This is a genomic window from Nitrospira sp., assembly GCA_030692565.1.
Taxonomy (GTDB): domain Bacteria; phylum Nitrospirota; class Nitrospiria; order Nitrospirales; family Nitrospiraceae; genus Nitrospira_D.
In genome coordinates this window covers 1-20705 of the sequence record JAUYAO010000026.1, presented here as the reverse complement: position 1 = coordinate 20705, position 20705 = coordinate 1, and the positions used below count along the sequence as shown (strand labels likewise).

The window sequence follows — 20705 nt, the reverse complement described above, 5'->3', positions numbered from 1 at the left end:
CATGACCCGCACGCCTTCAACCATGACCACGGCTGCCCAGCACTCGGTGAACGATGTGCTGGGAAGCCTTCCTCGCTCCGGCATTCGCCGGCTGACAGACCAGGTCATGGGAAGCCCGGACATGGACGACGCGATCCAGCTGGGATTCGGGCAGCCACAGGAAGCGACGGACGACCTCATCCGGGAGGCCATCATCAAAGCTACCGGAGAGCGCACGCTGGGATATACGGAAAATGCGGGCATGCGGGTGCTTCGTGAGGCCATCGTGGAGAAACTCGCCGTCCGCAATCACGTCAAGACGAATATCGAAAGTATATTTGTCACGCCCGGCGCCACCTATGGCGTCGCCGTTACAATTGGATGTTTGATCAACCCCGGAGATGAGGTCCTGGTGCCTGATCCGGGCTATCCCAACTTCGCCGCCGCCGTGCGGCATTACGGCGGCGTGGTGAAATTCTACCAGCTGCGTGAGGAAGCAGGTTTCCTGCCGGACCTGGATGAGCTGTCAGCGCTTATCTCTCCGGCCACCAAAGTCATGATTGTCAATTCGCCTGGGAACCCGACCGGTGCCGTTATCGATGGCGGCAGGATGGAACAACTAGTCCACCTGACCCGTGAACGCGGCCTGTGGCTGGTTTCTGACGAGGTGTATGAAACCTATGTGTACGGGTGCCGGCATATCTCTCCGCTGTCATTCACGGGGAGCGACCATGTCGTCGGCCTCTACAGCTTCTCAAAAAGCTATAACATCACCGGCCTTCGAGTGGGCTATGTCGTCACACGACATCCGTCTTTGCGCCGCGCATTACTGAACGCGCAAGAACTCTATATTTCCTGCGCCCCCTCCATCTCTCAATTCGCCGCGCTCCAGGCATTAGCCGATGGCGGCGCCTATCCCGAGTCTATGCGAGCAGCCTATCAACAGAAACGCGATCTGGTGATGAACATGCTCGGCCCCTATGCCGGACGCAGGCCCGAGGGCGCCTTTTATCTGCTGGTCAATATCGGTTTCACCGGCCTGGATTCCGACGATTTCGCCGATCGTCTGCTCAGGGACACCCATGTCGTCGTAGCTCCGGGAGCAACCTTCGGCCCGACCTCCGACAAGTATATCCGTATCGCGTTTACTCCACGAGTGGAGAAGCTGGAAGCAGGCCTGACACGACTCAAAGAGTTTATGAGTCAGTGGTCCCTAGCTGATAAGAAGGATTATCGATGAATTGCGAGCTGGAACAGAGAACACCCACGTTTGGCCTTATCTCCGATGTCGCCAGGACGTTTACAAAAGACTATGCCCTGAAACTCTTCACTCAAACCTGTTTTAACCGTTTCTTCGAGTTCGAAGTAAAAAAGGCCTACGACCGGGGATTGATGAAGCTGCCGATCTATCTGTCGGTCGGACAGGAACATATCCCGGCGGCCATCGCATCGGTCTTTTCCGACTGTTTGATCTTTGCCCAGCACCGGGCCCACTCGGTGTATCTGTCGTTCGGCGGCGATCCGCTCCAACTCATCGACGAGCTCCTGGGACGCCGGACCGGGTGCGCCCGCGGCATGGGAGGCTCTGCCTCCATACATTCCCCGCAGATCGGCATGTTCGGGCATAGCGGACTGATGGGAGACCAGGTCCCCATCGCGGTGGGAGCGGCCTTAGGCGCCGGGAGACCGGTGCTGACGGTGATGGGCGATGCCTCCGCAGAAGAGGACTACATCTACGGAGCCTTGGGGTTTGCCGTCACCAAGAAACTCCCGGTCTTGTTCGTCTGCGAGGACAATGATCTGTCGATCTTGACCAGGACACCTGTCCGTCGTTCATGGACCCTCTGCGGTCTCGCTCAAGGACTCGGACTTCCCGCAGTCGACATCACTGACGATCCTTGGTTGATTGCGCATCATGTAAGACAGTTCAGCCTGCAATTACCGGCTGTGATCAATATTAGAACCTGTCGCGGTTTATGGCACGCGGGCTCCGGGTGCGACGGGCCACCGGAGTGGGATCGGTATGCATTGATCAAAGACACCATGACGTTACTTGGCTTGGAGCGCGATGTCCTCGCCATCGAGTCCGACACTGAAAGGACCGTGCAGAATCTATGGGCAGAACAGTTGCGGAAGTCATAAGAGACACCACCCGGAATCATCTGACACACAACCGCGGTCTCTTTTTGGGACAGTGTGTGACGGCGGTCGGATGGATCGGCGGCACGGTACCGGACATGTCCGAGGCAGAGGGCATCGTAGAACTCTCGCTCGCCGATGTGACCAATGCCGGCATCGCCGTCGGAGCGGCGCTGACTGGACGGCGGCCGATCTATACAGTGCGCTATCAAGGTTTCATGTGGTACAACGCCGCGCCCATTGTGAACTATGCGGCGAAATCGAAGGATGTCTGGGGCGTACCCTGCCCCGTGTTTCTCCGCGCCATCGCGATGGAAGGGAGCGGCATCGGTCCGGTCGCGTCGGCGTCACAGCACGGTCTCATCATGCGAATGCCCGGGATGCCGGTGTGCGCGCCCATGTCGCCCAACGAATGGACGGAGGCCTGGAATTGGTTCATGCGCCATGACGATCCGCTCTATGTCAGCGAGCATCGACGGAGCTTTGCCATCGACTACGAGTTCGACAACAGCATCGAGCCAGAAGCAGACATCACCTTGTTCCCGATTTCTGCTGCCAGGCTCAATGCCGTTGAGGCGGCGAAAGCCTTACGTCGGGAAGGCATCGTCTGCAACATCCAGCACCTCGTGTGGCTCAAACCATTCTCGGTGACAGACGAGATGCGGCACAGTCTGTCCCGAACGAAACTCGGGCTCGTCATCGATTCGGACTTCGAGATCGGCGGCCCGTCACGGTCGATAGCCTATGACCTTATGCATCAATCGGGAGCGCCGGTATTCGCCCTTGGCTTGGAAGACCGTTCAGCTGGCGTTGCCGAATCGCTGGACAATCCGACGCCCACTCCGGAACGGATTGTACGCGTCGTTCGGGAACTGGTTCGAAGCGGACGGACAATACCGGCAGGAGCCACCGTTGAATAGCGCCGATCATAGCTATTCGTCGTAGGCAGGTAGAGGAGGGGATCAATGATCCAGATCGGACCAGTAACTTCAGCTCACAGCTCACAGGAGCCTGCCGTGACACTTCCCGGCCGGCTTGATCTCGTACTCATCAATCCGAACTCGCGAGCCCGGGTCTATCAAAGCCTCGGCTCCGATCTGGCTGCGGTAGAACCGCCGGTTTGGATCGGTTTGATCGCAACCTTCATCCGTGACCGTGGCTATTCCGTCAAGATTATGGATGCGGAAGCGGAAGGTATCGGACCGGAAGGAGTCGCAGAGCGGGTTCGCCAACTGAATCCGAGACTCACGGCCGTCATTGTCTATGGTCAACAACCGTCCGCATCGACCCAAAACATGACGGCCGCCGGAGAAGTCTGCAAGGCCATCAAACGTCTTGCGCCTGACCGGCCGCTGCTCATGGGCGGATTGCATCCGTCGGCTCTTCCGGAACGGACCATGCAGGAAGAGTCCGTCGACTTTGTCTGTCAGGGTGAAGGGCCCTACACCCTGCTCGGCCTCCTACAGCAGCCTGAGTGGAAAGGTCCCGTCGACTATAGCCGGATCAACGGACTCTGGTACCGGAAGCAGGGCGTCATCTGCTCAACGCCGCAAGCCCCGGTGATCGAAGACCTGGACAAAGACCTGCGCGCGGTCGCGTGGGACCTGCTCCCGATGGAGAAATACCGCGCCCACAACTGGCACTGTTTCGGGCGTATCGACGATCGCAAGCCCTATGCGTCGATGTATACCAGCCTCGGATGTCCCTTTAAATGCTCCTTCTGCTGCATCAATACGCCATTCGTAAAACCGATGATTCGCTACCGCAGTCCGGAAAGTGTAATTCAAGAAATCGATGAACTCGTCACGCAATACGGTGTGCGCAACATTAAGATGGCCGACGAAATGTTCATCCTGAATGAGCGGCAGGTCCTCGGTATCTGCGATCTCATCATCGACCGGGGTTATGACTTGAACATATGGGCGTACGCACGGATCGATACCGTCAAGGACAGCATGTTGACGAAGCTGAAGCAGGCCGGTGTCAATTGGCTGGGCATCGGCATCGAATCCGCCAGCAAGTACGTTCGCGACGGAGTAGACAAGAGTTTCGGCAAGAAAGACATCAAAGAGATCTTCGATAAGATTCGTGCGGCGGACATCAATATCGGGGCGAATTTTATTTTCGGCCTTCCTGATGACACGTTGGCCACCATGCAGGAGACGCTGGATCTGGCTATCGAGCTCTGCCCGGATTGGGCGAACTTCTATTCGGCGATGGCCTATCCAGGTTCAAAACTATACGACCTCGCGGTCACAAACGGCACCGCCTTGCCCGACACATGGGTGGGGTATTCGCAGCACGCGTACGAGGCGCTGCCTTTACCGACCGACCACGTCTCGGCCTCCGCAGTCCTCCAATTCCGCGACCAGGCGTTCCACACATTTTTTGAGCACCCGCGGTATCTCGAACATGTGGAGCGGCGCTTCGGGACAGAGACCGTCGCTCATATTCAATCGATGACGACCCATCGTTTGAAACGCAAATTTGCAGAATCGCCGCTTCAACCAGAGGCAGCCTGAAGAGGGGATCAGTCGGACTCAGAGCCTATCGCCTGAGGTACGGAACAATACGAGAATGGGATTAGACGTCAACATCATTACGGGCAACCTCGGGCAAGCCATTCACACTGAAGACTTGCTGGAGTATGTACGGGAAGGGCTCACCAGCGCCGGACTGAAGGTCGGGTACTCGCAAACCGATTATTTAACCCATGGCATCAATATCCTCGTAGAACATCCCTTCGGAGCCGTCTATGACCAGCTGTACGTGATGCGAAAGCTATTGCCTCACTCGAAACTGTTCATGATTGTGACTGAATTGCTCACGCCGTCTGGCTTTAACTCGTCGAATTCGAAGCAAACGGGCCGGATAAATCCCGAAGATCATTACGATGATGCTAAATACTGGACCAATAGAACAAGGGAATTCATGCGGTTCGTGCCGGTCGTCGACGGCTTCATTATGGTCGGGCTGCACAAGGTTCGGGGAATACTCCCTGCGGGGTACGAGGAAGGAGTCACGAGCTATTTTCAATTGGGCAAGCCCGTGCATCTCGTACCTCTCTGCCATCCGCCGGCACAATCGCGCCCGACAGCTTCGGTCCGGCGGCGTGAAAAAGACATCGATATTCTGTTTACCGGAACATTGACTCCCTATCGCATCAAGGTGCTCGACGAACTCCGGTCGAGAAACTTTACGGTCGTGGCACTCGAAGCGCATATACCGGCTTATCTCAGAAACGACTATATCGACCGATGCAAACTGTCCCTCGGCCTCAAATTGTCCAAAGAGACGAAGATCCTGTCCACGATGCGGGCCTATTATCATCTGGTGCATCGCATCCCGCATGTATTTGAACGCACCTCGATACGGTCTCCCTTAGATCCATTCATCAATGTGGTCGACAGCGGGCAGCCGTTTATTGCGGTGTGCGCGGAACTCCTGTCCGGCATGCGGGAGTTTCCGGAACAACGCTTTCAGGACTTTCAACATTCACAAGTGTTCAATTACCAGAACACCTTTGCGGAGCTAGGATCGCTGCTGACCGGAAAGTCGAGGCAATACGTTTCCGAGGAGAACGGACATGAAGACATTACCCTTGAACGTCATACCGCAGCATACAGACGCTGAAGACTCGGGCCGTTGCGGAGAGTCCCTCCCTGCGACGAAGACAATCATTTCCGAACGGCTGCAGACCCTACTTCCAAGGGGATGCCACCGCGTGCTTTTGATTACGCCGCCGGAATCCCCCGAGAAAGACTTCAATCGCGACTTGGTCTTGAGTAAACGATATCCCTGTTTCCCCCCCTATGGGCCCGGCATTCTGGCGCGTAACCTTGAGCAGCGCGGCTATCGAGCAGCCCTCCTTGATTTGAATTTCCAAGTCTTGAAACACGCACATGAGAATCCGTCGGACTTTAGATTTCAGATATGGAAGGAGCACTTGATAGAAAAGATCGAAGAGTTCCAGCCGGATATTATAGGGATCAGCGTCATGTTCACCATTTCTCGGCCCTCGCTCGCCGATGTGGCGGCTTTTCTCAAAGCGAACTTCCCTTCGCTTCCAATTATAGCCGGCGGAGTATGCGTCTCGAATGACGTGGAGTCGATCCTGAGAGCCGTTCCCCAAATCGACATCGGAAGTTTTTATGAAGGTGATCGCAGCTTCCCCGATTTACTGGACGTGATCAACGGGAAACAGCCGGTCTCTGAAATAAGACAGGTGGCGATGCTCAAAGGGGAGCAATTGGTCTCAACCAAAGAACGGGCCACGCCGTCCGACCAAGAGATGGATATTCAACCGGAATATTATGATTTACCGATTGGGGACTATACGAACTATGGTTCAATGGGGGCCTACAATTTCATGCGGGGTGAACGGAAAGCCTCCACCATCATCAGCAACAGAGGGTGCCGGGCAATGTGCTCTTTTTGTGCCGTCAGGAATTTCAACGACATCAGTGTCCGAGGCCGGGCCGTCTCCAGCGTGGTCGATGAAGTAGAACGCCTGTACTCCTCCTACGGTGTCACCCATTTTATGTGGCTCGACGATGATCTGCTCTACAACGGCAAACGCGCGATTGCGCTTTTCAATGAGATTACCCGGCGTAATCTCCACATTACCTGGGACGCCAGCAATGGATTGATCGCGGCTGCCATCACGCCTGAGATCATGCAGGCGGCATCGGAATCCGGCTGTATCGGATTCAATCTCGGACTGGAGTCGGGGAATGACCGGATTCTAAAATCCATTCACAAGCCGGGCACGACAAAGAGCTACCGGCAGGCCCGCGTCATTCTGGATCAATATCCTCATGTCTTTGTCAAAGGCTTCATGATTATCGGGTTCCCGCATGAAACCATCGCGCAGATACGGGATACGGTCAATCTTGGCTGCGAGCTGCAGTTCGGATGGTACCCGCTGCAATTGCTGACCACGTTGCCCGGCACCGAAATTACGCTGAGCATGATCGAGCAGGGGCTGATACGTCCGCCCACTGATGCCAGTTTCAAAGGCCTGGCCGCCGGGTCCAAGAGCAAAGGGGGCGGCACGCTCCGTCAACGTGAACGGGCGGAGAAGCATGAGGCGCTCGCTTTTGTGGATCTGCTGCAATCACTCCCGGCCGACCATGTCCCGACGGCCGCCGAGTTGGATGACCTCTGGTTCGTAGCCGACTATAAAATGAACTATGAAAAGCTGCTTCACATTGACGAACCGGTCAAGCTGCGAAATATCAGGGTGATGTTGCAGCAAATCACCGACGAATACACCGTCGACAACGCGATGGGCAACCTGTTTCTCGCCGTCATTGCATCAAAGCTGCATGAATTCGGCGAGAGCCAGCGGCGTCTCGCATTGGCGAAACGCTTTCAGGAGGAATCCGCCTACTGGACAACGCGCTTTACCGTGTTGGGCATGAGTGAGATCGCCGGTCGTGTTCGAGCCGCGAACGCTCGAGCGATGCCTCTGGCGGCCTAAGCTTTTTCCCCGCATGGCGTGCCACGTCTTTGTCCGCCCGCTGTTCACCTCAGCTATTCGCAGGGACATTGGTGCCGGATCACTCGGCAATATTTTCCCCTCAACGATCGGACACGCATAGACCCACGCAATCTGCCCCACTTTCTTCACAGCGAGACCAACCGGCGCTGGCACATTCCTTGAAGATCTTGCAACTGCGCCATCGGCCGGGATACCGGCGCGTGAGCGCAAACCTTCTGGCCGTGTCACAGGATGTCGATGAAAGCGCTGCTTCTCCAACTCGAGTTTCCAACATGGAAGACGGCCAGACCTTGGACCTACGGCGCGAGCTTTGCCGTAGCGGAGGGACTCGCTGCCAATGGAGTCACCTGTCTGACGGTCCCGGTTCTTCCTGATACGACGGCCGCCTCTCCCGATTCCTGGTTATCCCACGCCCGCCGCATACTGGCCGGACAGCGCTTCGACCAGGTCTGGATTTGGCTCGTGCATGCGTCCCTCGACACACGAATTCTCGAATGGGCGGCGGAGCTGGCCCCTGTCCGCATCGGGTTTTTCATGGAGTCGCTACGGTATGAGGAAGAGGACTATCGTTGGGCTCCCGGATTGCGCAGTCGGCATGTCGCCTTTCACCGCCAGCTCGAGCACCTGACTCACGCACTGATGGTCGATGAACGCGACGTGGCCGAGCTCACGGCACTCGGAACAAAGCCAGCGCTCTGGTGCCCAGGATTAGTGCCTCGCCGTTTCATCGCGGATCCCTCACGTGCTCCTCGTTACAATCGGGCCGTCTTTCATGGCAATGTGTATGGTGATCGCGCCAAGTGGATCGAGCATCCGCTGCTGCGCGACCGCATGACCTTCGCTCAGGCCCCGGCACAATACACTTCCAATCAACAGAAGTTCGATGAGCTCCAAAAGATTGCAAGCGAGCGGGTGCGCCATCTTCCAATGGTAACCGCTGTAGACCTGGAGCGCTATGTTCGGGCCTTGCACACCGTGCGTGAGGCAGAGTTTCGTGACTGGCTGTTTGGACTCGCCGACTGGGCCGGTATCGTCAACCTTCCCGGTCTGACTCGTTGTTTCGGTGGCCGTGTCTATGAAGCCATGGCGGCGGGACGCCCGGTGATCTCCTGGCGCATTCCCGACCGGCCCAGAGTCGACGCCTTGTTTGAAGACAATCGGGAGATCCTATTGTTCTCTCCTGATGATCCCGCGGAGCTGGCTCATCAGATCGATCGCATCCTGCAAGATACACCATTCGCCCAAGCGATCGGCATCCAGGGACAGCGCAAACTGCTCGCGCATCATACGGCGGAACGTCGGATGAAGGACATCCTCCAGTGGCTTGAAAGCGGGAAAGAACCTGAGTACGGGAACCTTCCCACCCTTGCTGAACAACCGACGGGCGTCAAATCCGTGACGCCCGTCAATTCCTCGTCAGCCCCACGTCCTCAGGGGCCACACCCCATCTCCACCACTGTGTTTCTATTGACAGTCGGTGATCCGACCTTCCAAGCCTGTCAAGAGTCGGTCGAACAGCAAACGGGAGCGACATTCAAGATCGAGACGATACAAGACGTCTGTCCCTTCAGCGCCGCCGCCCAGGAAATGATTGTGCGCTGTACGACTCCATACTTCATTCAGGTTGATGAAGACATGGTACTGCATCCCGATGCCGTCGGTCGAATGGAGCAGGCGATGACGCAGGCGCCGGCTGAAGTCGGCATGATTTGCTTCCACCTCTATGACGAGGACCGGGAATGCCCGATCCAAGGCATCAAAATCTATCGGACGGAGCTGATGAAACGGCTGGCGTTCCGCGACTTGAAGGCCAGTGAAATGAATCTGCTCGACCAGATGGGCGAGCAGGGGATTCGCTGGATTCTCCATCCCGATGCCTTGGGGCGCCACGGAACACGCTATACGCCAGAGACCATCTATCGGCGCTATAAAACGATGTACGAAAAGGACATTCGGCAGTGGAATCTTTTGACTGCGGATATCCACCGCAAAGCACACAAGTTTCGCGAGACCGGCGATATTCTCCAACTATTTGCTCTCCTCGGAGCTGCGCACGGAATCATCGATGCCCCGATGGCGCCAGACCGAGAGAAGGACGCCCGCGCGTACCATTTCAAAGAGCTGGAGATCTTTGGACGGCTTCTCAAGACTACTCCTCCGGTAAGCCAGAGCTACGATTTCTCTCGTGCAGCAGTACCTCTGAAGAATCCACCAATCCCCCTTGATCAGGTGCAGTGGAAGAGTGCGCCGGTTCCACCGCATACCGACGCTTCCCGTTCGGCATCGGAACAACCGACCCCTAGCCTTGCGCCAACACCCAAACACCCCACACCGCAGCCTGGTCACATCCTTATCGTGACTCCTTATTTTTGGCCCTCTGTCGGTGGCGTCGAAACGGTGGCGGAGGATCTGGGAGCGGGTTTGCTTACCGCCGGATTCCATGTAGAGGTCGCCTGCTATGAACAGCCCGACCGAAGGATGGACAGTCATCGGGGCATCAGCATTACCCAGCTGGCCCCTCATGACCAAATGACGAACGGTATTCCTACCGCAGCCAACCAGGTGAAGCACCTGGTTGAGTCGAACCGCTACGACGCCTGTATCCTACTGGGCTCACCAATGAATGCCTTGTTCTATGCCATCCTAGAGTTACAGGACCTGAAGAATCGACGCATTCTATTCCAGCCCACGATCAACCGGGAAGGGTACGCCTTCATTCAGCAAAGACCGATTGTCCAGTCACTCCTGGAGCGCCTGGCCAAACAGACGACCGCGATCATTGTGCTTGGTCATGACACATTCGATGCTCGCTTCTGTGGAGAGACGGGGATTCCTGCCACCATTATCCCGAACGGCACGCCCACACTGAATCCCGCATTTGACTTTAGGCTGAAGTACCAGATTGACGAACAGCAATTCCTCATCGTGCATGTCGCCAATCTCTATCGAATCAAGAACCATATGAGCCTGCTCAAGACCCTGGATACGTTGCCCACCGGTGCCACGCTCGTCATGATCGGCCATCCCACTCACGAAACCGCATACGTTGCGGAAGTGCAACGCGCGCTCTCGACTCGCCCTGACGTACTTTATATTCCTGGATTGCATCGAGATGGCGTGGCGGCAGCAATACAGGCTGCCAATCTTGTGGTCTTATCTTCTGAGGCGGAAGTCTCTCCGTTATGCCTGCTAGAAGCTATGAGCTTACAACGCCCTTGGTTAGCCACCCCTGGCTGCGGGACTGCCAATGAACAGGCCGGGGGGTTGATACTCCCGCTGGATGAATTCAGGTCGGCGATTGAATGCCTGATGGCACATCCGGACTATTCGTCACAGCTGGCTCAGGCAGGTTACGACCATTGGAGGACGTGTTATCGATGGGAATCTCTCCTCGCAGCCTGGGTGGAATTAATTCGAGACGGGCGACTCACGCACACGTGCGATACCCCCGAACCTATCGCCCGCATGCGTGACGATCTTCGCGCTCGCTACCGAACACTGCGCACGGCAGCGACAGGATCCCTTCACAGCCAGAGTCCGTCAGGAAGCAAGCCGCGACTGACGAGACCTGTTTCACCTGACGTGAATCGATCAGTTCACACACCAGTCACAACATCACACGAGGGCTCAATGGACCAAGATCAGTTTTACATCAACATGTTTGTGAAGAGTCCTGGTTGGTCAACATCCGAACCGAATGATGATGAAGCCGCACGCTGGTCAAAAATCGCCGGATTCCTCGAACATATCCTCCGGAGGGTACAGGCCAATAATCCTGATGCCATGCTCCGCATCCTTGAAGTCGGAAGCGGCCGCGGATGGTTGAGCAATTTGGCCTCCCAATATGGGACGGTGGAAGGCGTTGAACCGGTCGCAGGCGTCGTAGCCCACGCCCGAAAGATGTTTCCGCACATTCGTTTCGAAGCCGGCACGGCAGAAGCCGTGCTGAGCCGCCCGGACTTCACCCCCTATGATGTGGTGCTGTGCTCAGAAGTCATTGAGCACGTACCGGACCCTGAGAAACCGGCTTTTCTGGACGAGTTGAAGCAGCTTCTGACTTCCGACGGATACCTCATTCTGACCACGCCACGAGGAGAAATGTGGGAACAGTGGCAACGCATTGCACCCCCCTGCCAGCCAATCGAAGATTGGATCACTGAAGAACGGCTCACTCAGCATATGACGGCTCAGGGCTTCACGCCCTTGGGTCTCGAACGGATTTACGTTGAGATACCGACTCTCCGATACATTCCCGCGCCCACTCCGCATAACCTCAAGACCATGAATTTGCTTCCCATTTATCAGGTGTGGATCGCACAGAGAACGATCAGTTCACCGGGTCAGGCGCGTCCAATGATCAATAAGCCGCCGATGGTGAGCGTCATCATTCCGACACACAATCGTCCGGATCGTCTTCGCACGGCGATAACGAGCGTACTCAACCAAGACTATCACGACTTTCAGATCGTGGTGGTCAACGACGGGACGACTCCTGTCGAAGACATCGTGTCCGGTTTGAACCGCGATGGTCGCATCCTCCTTGTGACACATGATCGCAACCGAGGCCTCGCGGCCTCCCGCAACACCGGGTTGCGACAGGCGTCAGGGAAATACGTGTGCTATTTGGATGACGACGACCGGTTCCTTCCGCACCATCTGCGGACATTGGTGACGCATCTTGAATCCTCCGGCGACAAGGTCGCCTACACCGATGCATGGCGGGTGCATGAATCTCTGATCGACAACACGGCGACCGAAATCGGACGAGATCAGCCCTATGCGGCTGATTTCAATCCGCATCAATTATTGATCAACAATTATCTCCCGGTCTTGTGCCTCATGCATGAGCGGGCCGTCCTTGATGAAGTCGGCGCGTTCGACGAAAGCCTCTTCGTCCATGAAGATTGGGATCTCTGGATCCGGATGGCGACTCGATATCCGTTCAAGCACCTTGCCGTCACGACGGCCGAGTTCACGTGGCGTACGGACGGCTCGTCGATGACGAGTCACAGGAAAGATATATTCCTGAGAACGATGGAACTCATTTATTGTAAGTACGCGCCCTATGCCGCCAAGTATGCAGGCGTGCGGGAAAACCAGCAGCAGAATCTCGCCAATCTCCGAAATAAGCCACTTCGCAAATCATTTGTCTGTTCCATCATCATTCCGGTCTGGAACAAGCTCGAGCTCACCCGTCAATGTCTCGTCGCACTCGGTCCAGCCACTGAAGATGTGTCATTCGAACTCATCGTCGTTGATAACCATTCGACCGATGGCACGCCTGAATTTCTCGCATCGCTGGGTGGGGATGTCCGGATCATCACGAACGACGAGAACCTGGGATTTGCCAAGGCCTGCAACCAAGGAGCTGCCGTTGCAACGGGCGAGTATCTCGTGTTTTTGAACAACGATACGATTCCACTCAAAGGTTGGCTGAGCGCGTTGGTCGATGAAGTCCGAACACAGCCCGACGTCACCGTCGTCGGCAGTAAACTGCTGTATCAGGACGGCACAATACAACATGCCGGGGTCGCGATCGACCGCAATAACCTCACTCCCTACCATATATATAATGGATTCGCAGCCGATCATCCGGCCGTCAATAAACGGCGCGAACTGAACGCCGTGACAGCCGCCTGTCTCCTGATTCGCCGCACGGCGTTCGCAGATCTCGGTGGGTTTGATGAAGGCTACCTCAACGGTTTTGAAGATGTCGATCTCTGCCTGAGAGTACGGGAGAAACAGGGCCGCATTATCTACCAGCCTCACAGCGTGTTGTATCACCTGGAAAGTCAAACGCCAGGCCGTAAACAACACGACCGCGCGAATGCCAATCGTTTACACCTGCGTTGGGGGCACTGCTGGTGGCTGGTCGATGACGACAGCATCTACGCAGGGGACGGCTACAAAGCCGTTGGGGAGGATCAGAATGGAAGACCGTCGTATAAGCTTCATTTGATCGACGGCACAGAAGAGCGACAGGCGTGGGACCTCGTCGCGTCCATGCAACAGGCAGCACATCATCAGGACTTGGCAACCGTCGAGGCTGTCTTGCGACGCTCTGCGGATTGGCCGGCCGACGCGTCCATTCTGCAATGGGCCGCGTCCGTTGCGACGGCCATGAAACTCCCGAGCATTGCGGAGGAGTATCGACGCCGGGTTGCCAGCCTGAATGATCCGGCATTTCGCGAGCTGGAGGACATTCGCGCCGCACTCACTGCCGGTCAATTGTCGATGGCGTCGAGCCGCGTCGACGCGTTACTGAAGCAATATCCTACCCATGCGGAGGCGCTCCTTCTTCGAGCCATCCTCCATATGCAGCGGGAACAATACCGCGAAGCCGAAATTGCCTTTACCACGGCGCTCAATCAGGGGGCGAACCGGAAGAAATGTCTCATGGGAATCGGCATGGCGTCGATGGGCAGATCCTATCCGCAAGGAGCCTGGCAGACCTTCCTACGGGTCCTTGCGGAGAACCCCGATGACGCCGATGTGATTCATTGGCTGCTGCGTGCGGGGACCGCGCAGAATCGCTGGCGGGAGCTCAGCGTCCAGCTGCACAACTTCCTCGCGCGGAACCCCAGCGATCTGTCGGTCCGCTTCGCCTACGCCGGCGTCTTATTGCGTGACGATCAGGTGGACGCGGCGCGTCAGGAATACAATCAGCTGCGCGCCTTGGCTCCCGCGTATGAGGGATTGGTTGAACTCGGCCAGGCCATCGCCGCCAAAGAGAGCGTGTTGGCGCTGAATGTGTCCAACGCCTAGGAGCGCATGTCCAGAACGCTTGTCATTCAACTCGCGCGGCTCGGCGACCTCGTGCAAACGATGCCGATGATTGCCGCCTTGCGGAAGCAGTGTCCTCGCGACACGATTGACCTCCTCTGTCCTGAGCCGCTTCGGGACCTTGGCACGCTGATTCCCGGGCTCGATCGAGTGATCGGATGGGACGGCGCCAGATGGCACCGCTGGGCCGCGCGTGCCACACAGGGGATTCAGCCGGACCAGCGGAAGGAGATCGAGCAGGAGCTCGCCGCCCTCTGTCCACGGCCCTACGATCGAGCATTCGTTCTCAATCAGCATACCCGGGCCATCGTCGCCGGGACGCTGCTGGCGAATGAATGTATCGGACCGCTCGCTCAGGGACCGTTGAGTGAGGAGCTGACACCCTGGGCGGCCTATGTCCGGGAGATTGCGCGGACCCGCCGCTCAAACCGCATTCATTTATCGGATGCCTTTTGCGGCATGTGCGGCCTCCTTCCTCCGGGAACGCCGCCCCGCTGCCTGACGCCGCTTGTTTCACCGTCGAGAAACCTGGAGCAAATCGGTCGAGGCGGGGGGCCCTGGATCGGGATCATTGTCGGAGCAGGGGATCCGGCCCGCCTGGTCCCGGTTGACGTCTGGCGTACATGGATTGTGCGCTTTCTGAGCGTGCTTCCGAGAGGCCGTGTCGTCTTGATCGGCCAGGGAGCGGAATGCGAGCGCGCAAGGGACATCCAGGAGACACTGCCGCCCTCGATACTCGGACGCATCTGGGACCTCACCGGACAGACGACCATTCATGAGCTCGCGCAGACGCTCACCCGTTGTCATCATGTCATTGGTTCAGATACAGGCCCCTTGCATCTGGCCGCCGCGGTCGGCACTCCGACCCTGGGGTGGTATTTCTCGAGAGCCCGGGTCCACGAAACCGGCCCCTATGGTTCAGATCACCGCATTTGGCAATCCGAGAGTGAAGATGGGGGAGCCGTGGTCCCGACCGCGTGGCCCATCGAGCCCGCTCTGGATGCGCTCATGAACCAGTCCCCTCGAACGCAGACCCCATGGTCACTATGGACCAGTCAGACCGATGAATGGGGCACCTACTACACCGAAGCCGGGCAATCCTCGGCATCGCCACGGGAACGTGAAGCCCTGTGGCATGAGCTGTCACCAGCCATGCCGGCATGAGGAGCGTATGAATCTTCTACAGACACATCTCGACGGTATTCGAAAGACCTTTCCGGACCTGGTTGCGGCGGTTTCAGACAGCGCTGGAGGAGTCCTCGCCATCGCACCGTCCCGAGAAGGCAGTCCGTCTGCCACGCAAGATGGGCAATGGATTCACAGTGCCTACGACCCGAGAAAGGAAGCCCAGTCCTGGGCCGCGCTGCAAACCAAGGAGTGGCACGCCGGAGAGCTGGGGGTGGTGCTGGGCGCGGGACTGCTCTATCACATCGAGGCTTTAGTCGCATCAAAGCCTGCCGGTGCTCGACTGGCGGTCGTGATCGCTGACCTTGCGGCGTTCAAGGATGCCCTGGCTGTCCGCCCTCTGGGCCCCTGGTTTAACGCCATTGAATGGATCTGGGGCGGCACCGATGAAATGGCGACGCAGCTCGCATCCAAATCGGCCCCGCTCCGCTTCTTCACCTACGCACCGGCGGCGCGCCCGTATGCCGCACAACACCAGGCCCTCGATGTGGAACTTCGCCGGCTGCTCGCGACCAGGCAACATGGACGTCTACATGTGGCCGTCGTGGGGCCGATCTACGGCGGCTCATTGCCGATCACCGGATACGTCGTGCGGGCCCTTGAATCCCTCGGGCACCGGGTGAGTTGGGTGGACCACAGTATCCATCACGCCAGCTATGCGCGGTTCAACACCTTCCGCGATCCTCGCCATCGGCTCTCGATGCAAAGCCGCTTTGCCGATGTGCTCAGCATGGGGACGCTGACGGAACTCGCAGAAGATCCTCCGGATCTCGTCCTGGCGATGGCGCAAGCCCCTATGTCGCTCGGCGCCCTGGAGCATCTGCGACGGAAGAAATTCATCACGGCCATGTGGTTCGTCGAAAACTATCGGCATTTGACGTACTGGCAGCAACTCGCTCCCGGATACGATTATTGGTTCACCATCCAACAGCAGGACTGTCACGACGCCCTCCGGCGGGCCGGTGCGCCGCATGTCAGTTACCTCCCCATGGCGGCCGATCCATCCGTGCATCGCCCGCTGACCTTGACGACGAACGACCAACTGGAATTCGGATCGGATCTGTCATTTGTCGGCGCCGGCTATGCCAATCGCCGGGCCGTCCTTCCTCGTTGGATCAGCAAGGACTGGACATTCAAGGTATGGGGAAATGAATGGGAGGGGGCCGACGCGATGGCGCCCGTCTTACAACGGAACGGAGCGCGCATCGACACCGATACGTGCCTCAAAGTGTTTAATGCCACCGCCATCAATCTGAATCTCCACTCAAATACCGGTGGGGGACTGGACCCGGCGGCAGATTTTGTGAATCCCCGTACGTTTGAACTGGCTGCGGCAGGCGCCTTTCAACTCGTCGATCAACGAGCGCTTCTTCCTGCCTGCTTTACCGAGGACGAGATCGTCAGTTTCGAAAACGCCGACGAGGTGCCATCCCTGATCAGGACCTGGCTTCGCGATCCGGTCGGCCGCCGCACCATCGCCGATGCGGCCCGCCGGCGGGTCTTGCGGCAGCATACCTACGAACATCGCATGAAAGACCTTCTGGCCGAATTAGGCATGCGGGAACCCGACCGCTTAGGCTCGATCCTGCGAGGGGAACGGACTGCAGAGGCGCTCGCCGCACAGACGACGACGCCGTCCGAACTGGCGCCGATGTTGAACCGGTTTGCGCCCGATCAGCGGGTCGAACTGAAGGATCTGGCGGCACAGATTCGCGCCCGCGGTCCCCGCACAGAACTCAGCCGCGAAGATCTGCTCATCCTCATGCTGGAAAGTTATCGGACTGAAACCAGGGATTTGGTATGAACCGGCAGGTGCTGATCCTCAATATCACGCGGATGGGCGACCTGGTCCAGATGGGGACGTTGCTGGCCCGGCTGCAAGAAGAATGGCCGGGCGTGGCGGTCGATGTAATCGTGGATCGCCGGTTTGCCGCCGTTGCGTCCTTGCTGCCCGGGATCCGGGACATTATCACCTACGACTTCCATGCCCTGATCGATGACAGCCGGGCGGCCGTGAAGAGTGTCACCGCGCTCTATACCGACCTCGCGACATGGGCTCGCCCCTTGGTGGACAGACGCTACAATCGCGTCATCAACCTGACCTTCAATCGTCCGAGCGCATTGTTGGCTTCGTACATCGGCGCACCGGATATCCGCGGAGCCCGATGCGCCTGGGACGGAGAGAGTGTCATCGAGAATCCCTGGATGGCGTATTTCACCGACATGCATCACTTCCGCGCCATGAATCGATTCAATCTGGTCGACGTCTATGCGCTGGGAGGCAGCGGGCCAGGCACCCACGCGCCATTGTCGGTGCGAGTCACCCCTGCCGCGCGCGAATGGGCCCGGCGCTTTCTCACGACGGCGCCGGACGCGTCACAAGAATGGATTGCCGTGCAAGCCGGAGCAAGCGACGTCATGAAAGCCTGGCGGCCTGAGCATTTCGGCCGCACGCTGGCTCACCTGAGCAGCAGATGGACGGGCGGAATCGTCCTCATTGGAACCCCGGCCGAACAAGACACCATCGCTCAGGTCGTACGAATCTACCGGGAGGCCGGAGGACGCAATCCCGTCCTCAATGCGGCCGGCCACACGACCCTGGAGCAGTTGGTGGGTTTGCTCGCGGAGTGCCGTCTGCTCTTAACCAACGACACCGGCCCGATGCATCTGGCCGTCGGCGTTCAGGTACCGGTGATTGATCTTTCCGTCGGGCACGTGGATTTCCGGGAGACCGGTCCCTATGGATCGGGGCATTGGGTCGTGCAGCCGGAGCTTGAATGTGCCCCCTGCGGATTCGACCAGGTTTGCGCCCATCAAACCTGCAAGGATCGTCTTCCAGTGACCATGGTAGCGGAATTGCTGTTACACGTGTTGGCGAAAGGGGAGTGCCCCCCGACGGCGCCAGGCTACCGGCTCTTTCGCTCGTCCGTCGACGACGATCAGTTGGGCAGCTATTGCGCGGTAGAAACGGAAGAGACATCAGATCTCGACTGGTACAGCCGGTATTGGAGACGGTACTGGTATGAAACGCTGACCCACACCGTGAGCCGTATCCCTGCAGACTCGACCCTGCCTCACAACGCCGCCGCGGCGGCCCGCCACCTGGCCGGCATGATGCCGGACGTGGAGCGCCTCTGCCGTCAAGCCGATGCGATTCTGCAGGCCGCCGCACAGGCATCGCCATCGCCCGGCTCCTTGCAGTCATTACAGCGGGAGCAAACAGCGCTGCGCGAGCGCATCGTACTTCTGGGGATGGCCCATATCGCCAGTTCCCCGGTGACAACCTCGTTCGTGCGCTCAATCCACCATGATCATGTCAGAGGGCTCGACCGCATGGCCCGGCATCATGCCCTGGCCTACCGCCAATGGAGAAAACATCTTACAGAGATCCATCGACACCTGACTCAGAGTCACCCGAAGTCCACCGTGCGGCGATTGACGATGTTCACCGATTCCTCAGTCGCCCATTCAGGATAGCGGCCGGATCGCTCCGCCTATCCCGCGTCGTCAAGAAGGAGAGAACATCATGCATGTCATGCTCGATCAAGATCAGTGGGAAGTCGTCAATGAACTCAGCCTTGGCGACGTGCTGGCCGATATCAGCGAGAAAGCGCATGCCCGCTCTCGCCTGATCACATCCCTGACCGTGGATCAGCGCACCATTACCGATCGCGACTTGGACTCGACCTTTCTCGGCGAGCCGATCGCGCGGTTTACGCGCCTTCAAGCTGTTTCTCAAACCATGGAGGAGGTGGTGCGCGGTGCCACCTCGACAATTCGCCAGTACGCCGATCTCCTTCGCCACGAAGCCCATGAGCTTGCCTCGCAGATCCGCATGGGAGACGAACGCCTTATGTCGTTGGACGCCTGGCTCGGAAAATTGGCCGACTATCTCGAGCTGATGGAGTCGAAGCCAGCGAAGACTCCTCCCGAGCGTGCGATGACTCCCTGGGTGCAGGCCTTACTCGATGCGCGCGCCCAACGAGACCTCATTCGTGTGGCCGATCTCCTGGAGTATGAACTCGCGCCCAGGTTGGAGTCGTAGAATGACCGACGTGTTCATTACGTTCGGTTTCTGCCGACCCGTGTGGTTGACCCTTGTTCCTTCGGGCCTCTCAAGTCTTGAGGGTATCCTCCGATAAGGGATGCAACCGCTCTCTAGGCGTAGAGGGATAAGACGCTTCTGCACGGACGCGGAAGCGAGGCAAGGACAGTACAGCAGTCGGCAAGGAGGAAGCATCCATGGCATTAATCATTAACAACAACCCGGCATCGATTTCCGCTCAGCGGAATTTATCGATCAGCACCAACCAATTGGGACGCTCGGTCGAGCGCCTCTCATCCGGCCTTCGGATTACGCGGGCCGCGGACGATGCCGCCGGTCTCGGATTGTCCGAATCCTTGCGGGCGCAGATCCGCAGCATCAATCAATCCGTCCGGAATTCCTCGGATGGTATCAGCTTGACGCAGATCGCCGACGGCGCGGCGGCGACGATCGGAAACCTCCTGTCGCGGCTCCGGGAATTGTCCTCTCAGTCAGCCAGCGGCACGGTCGGCAACACGGAACGGTCGTACATCGATCAGGAATTCGTGGCGTTGCGGTCGGAAATCGATCGTATCGCACAGGTCACCGAATTCAACGGCCAGGCCTTGACCAGCGGCAGCACGATTAGCTTCTCCATCGCGATCGGCTTCAGAAGCGGAGCAGGCAACTCACTCAGCCTCGATCTCAACGACATTACCACGAATTCACTGGGCATCAGCTCCGTGAACGTATCCACCTCAGCCAATGCCACGAGCGCACTGGCCAACATCGATAGCGCGATCAGCGCCATCGCAACCGCCCGCGCCGAATACGGTTCGATCCAGAACCGCTTCGAAGCGACGATTGCGAACCTGCAGGTGACGAGCGAAAACCTCACCGCCGCAGAATCACGTATCCGAGACGCCGATATTGCCTCGGAAACGGCGCTGTTTACCAAGAACCAGATCCTGGTCCAAACCGGTATCTCGGTCCTGGCGCAGGCCAACAACCTCCCGCAACAGGCTTTGGCCTTGCTGCAGAGGTAGTCATCGGCGGGGGCGGGCGCCGCGCCAATAAGGCCCCCCCCCCCCC

At 58.0% G+C, this 20705-nt stretch carries 12 protein-coding genes; all 12 read left to right on the top strand.

Annotated elements, in window-relative coordinates; translation table 11 throughout:
- Position 1: 1 nt before the first annotated feature.
- Positions 2-1219, top strand: a complete 1218-nt coding sequence (locus tag Q8N04_06330; protein MDP3090277.1) for a pyridoxal phosphate-dependent aminotransferase — start codon at positions 2-4, stop codon at positions 1217-1219.
- Positions 1216-2121 carry a thiamine pyrophosphate-dependent enzyme gene (locus tag Q8N04_06325; GenBank protein ID MDP3090276.1) on the top strand — a complete coding sequence of 302 codons (906 nt, stop codon included), beginning with the start codon at positions 1216-1218 and terminating at the stop codon, positions 2119-2121. The genes Q8N04_06330 and Q8N04_06325 overlap by 4 nt, the downstream gene beginning before the upstream one ends.
- Entirely contained in the window at positions 2094-3038 is a 945-nt protein-coding gene (locus Q8N04_06320; GenBank protein MDP3090275.1) for a transketolase C-terminal domain-containing protein, read from the top strand. The genes Q8N04_06325 and Q8N04_06320 overlap by 28 nt, the downstream gene beginning before the upstream one ends.
- A 96-nt stretch (positions 3039-3134) precedes the next feature.
- Positions 3135-4640, top strand: a complete 1506-nt coding sequence (locus Q8N04_06315; protein ID MDP3090274.1) for a cobalamin-dependent protein — start codon at positions 3135-3137, stop codon at positions 4638-4640.
- 55 nt (positions 4641-4695) lie between these two features.
- Entirely contained in the window at positions 4696-5751 is a 1056-nt protein-coding gene (locus Q8N04_06310; protein ID MDP3090273.1) for a hypothetical protein, read from the top strand.
- Positions 5705-7600 (top strand): radical SAM protein, encoded by a 1896-nt coding sequence (locus Q8N04_06305; protein ID MDP3090272.1) that lies wholly within the window; start codon positions 5705-5707, stop codon positions 7598-7600. The genes Q8N04_06310 and Q8N04_06305 overlap by 47 nt, the downstream gene beginning before the upstream one ends.
- 258 nt (positions 7601-7858) lie before the next feature.
- Positions 7859-14386 (top strand): glycosyltransferase, encoded by a 6528-nt coding sequence (locus Q8N04_06300; protein MDP3090271.1) that lies wholly within the window; start codon positions 7859-7861, stop codon positions 14384-14386.
- Positions 14387-14392: 6 nt separating this feature from the next.
- Positions 14393-15568 carry a glycosyltransferase family 9 protein gene (locus tag Q8N04_06295; protein MDP3090270.1) on the top strand — a complete coding sequence of 392 codons (1176 nt, stop codon included), beginning with the start codon at positions 14393-14395 and terminating at the stop codon, positions 15566-15568.
- A gap of 7 nt (positions 15569-15575) precedes the next feature.
- The gene (locus Q8N04_06290; protein ID MDP3090269.1) at positions 15576-17393 is read left to right on the top strand and encodes a glycosyltransferase; all 1818 of its coding nucleotides are present in this window, start codon (positions 15576-15578) and stop codon (positions 17391-17393) included.
- Positions 17390-19066, top strand: a complete 1677-nt coding sequence (locus Q8N04_06285; GenBank protein MDP3090268.1) for a glycosyltransferase family 9 protein — start codon at positions 17390-17392, stop codon at positions 19064-19066. Before Q8N04_06290 ends, Q8N04_06285 begins: the two co-directional genes overlap by 4 nt.
- Before the next feature lie 49 nt (positions 19067-19115).
- Complete coding sequence (locus Q8N04_06280; GenBank protein MDP3090267.1) at positions 19116-19634, top strand: hypothetical protein; 519 nt, start codon at positions 19116-19118, stop codon at positions 19632-19634.
- Between the two features lie 197 nt (positions 19635-19831).
- A complete protein-coding gene (locus tag Q8N04_06275) occupies positions 19832-20659 on the top strand; it encodes a flagellin (GenBank protein MDP3090266.1) in 828 nt (275 codons plus the stop codon).
- Positions 20660-20705 lie beyond the last annotated feature (46 nt).

What these genes read in the sequence shown, in the direction of transcription:
- Q8N04_06330 (MDP3090277.1), top strand. Translation starts at nt 2, where the DNA reads ATGACCCGCACGCCTTCAACCATGACCACGGCTGCCCAGCACTCGGTG.
- Q8N04_06325 (MDP3090276.1), top strand. Translation starts at nt 1,216, where the DNA reads ATGAATTGCGAGCTGGAACAGAGAACACCCACGTTTGGCCTTATCTCC.
- Q8N04_06320 (MDP3090275.1), top strand. Translation starts at nt 2,094, where the DNA reads ATGGGCAGAACAGTTGCGGAAGTCATAAGAGACACCACCCGGAATCAT.
- Q8N04_06310 (MDP3090273.1), top strand. Translation starts at nt 4,696, where the DNA reads ATGGGATTAGACGTCAACATCATTACGGGCAACCTCGGGCAAGCCATT.
- Q8N04_06305 (MDP3090272.1), top strand. Translation starts at nt 5,705, where the DNA reads ATGAAGACATTACCCTTGAACGTCATACCGCAGCATACAGACGCTGAA.
- Q8N04_06300 (MDP3090271.1), top strand. Translation starts at nt 7,859, where the DNA reads ATGAAAGCGCTGCTTCTCCAACTCGAGTTTCCAACATGGAAGACGGCC.
- Q8N04_06295 (MDP3090270.1), top strand. Translation starts at nt 14,393, where the DNA reads ATGTCCAGAACGCTTGTCATTCAACTCGCGCGGCTCGGCGACCTCGTG.
- Q8N04_06290 (MDP3090269.1), top strand. Translation starts at nt 15,576, where the DNA reads ATGAATCTTCTACAGACACATCTCGACGGTATTCGAAAGACCTTTCCG.
- Q8N04_06285 (MDP3090268.1), top strand. Translation starts at nt 17,390, where the DNA reads ATGAACCGGCAGGTGCTGATCCTCAATATCACGCGGATGGGCGACCTG.
- Q8N04_06280 (MDP3090267.1), top strand. Translation starts at nt 19,116, where the DNA reads ATGCATGTCATGCTCGATCAAGATCAGTGGGAAGTCGTCAATGAACTC.
- Q8N04_06275 (MDP3090266.1), top strand. Translation starts at nt 19,832, where the DNA reads ATGGCATTAATCATTAACAACAACCCGGCATCGATTTCCGCTCAGCGG.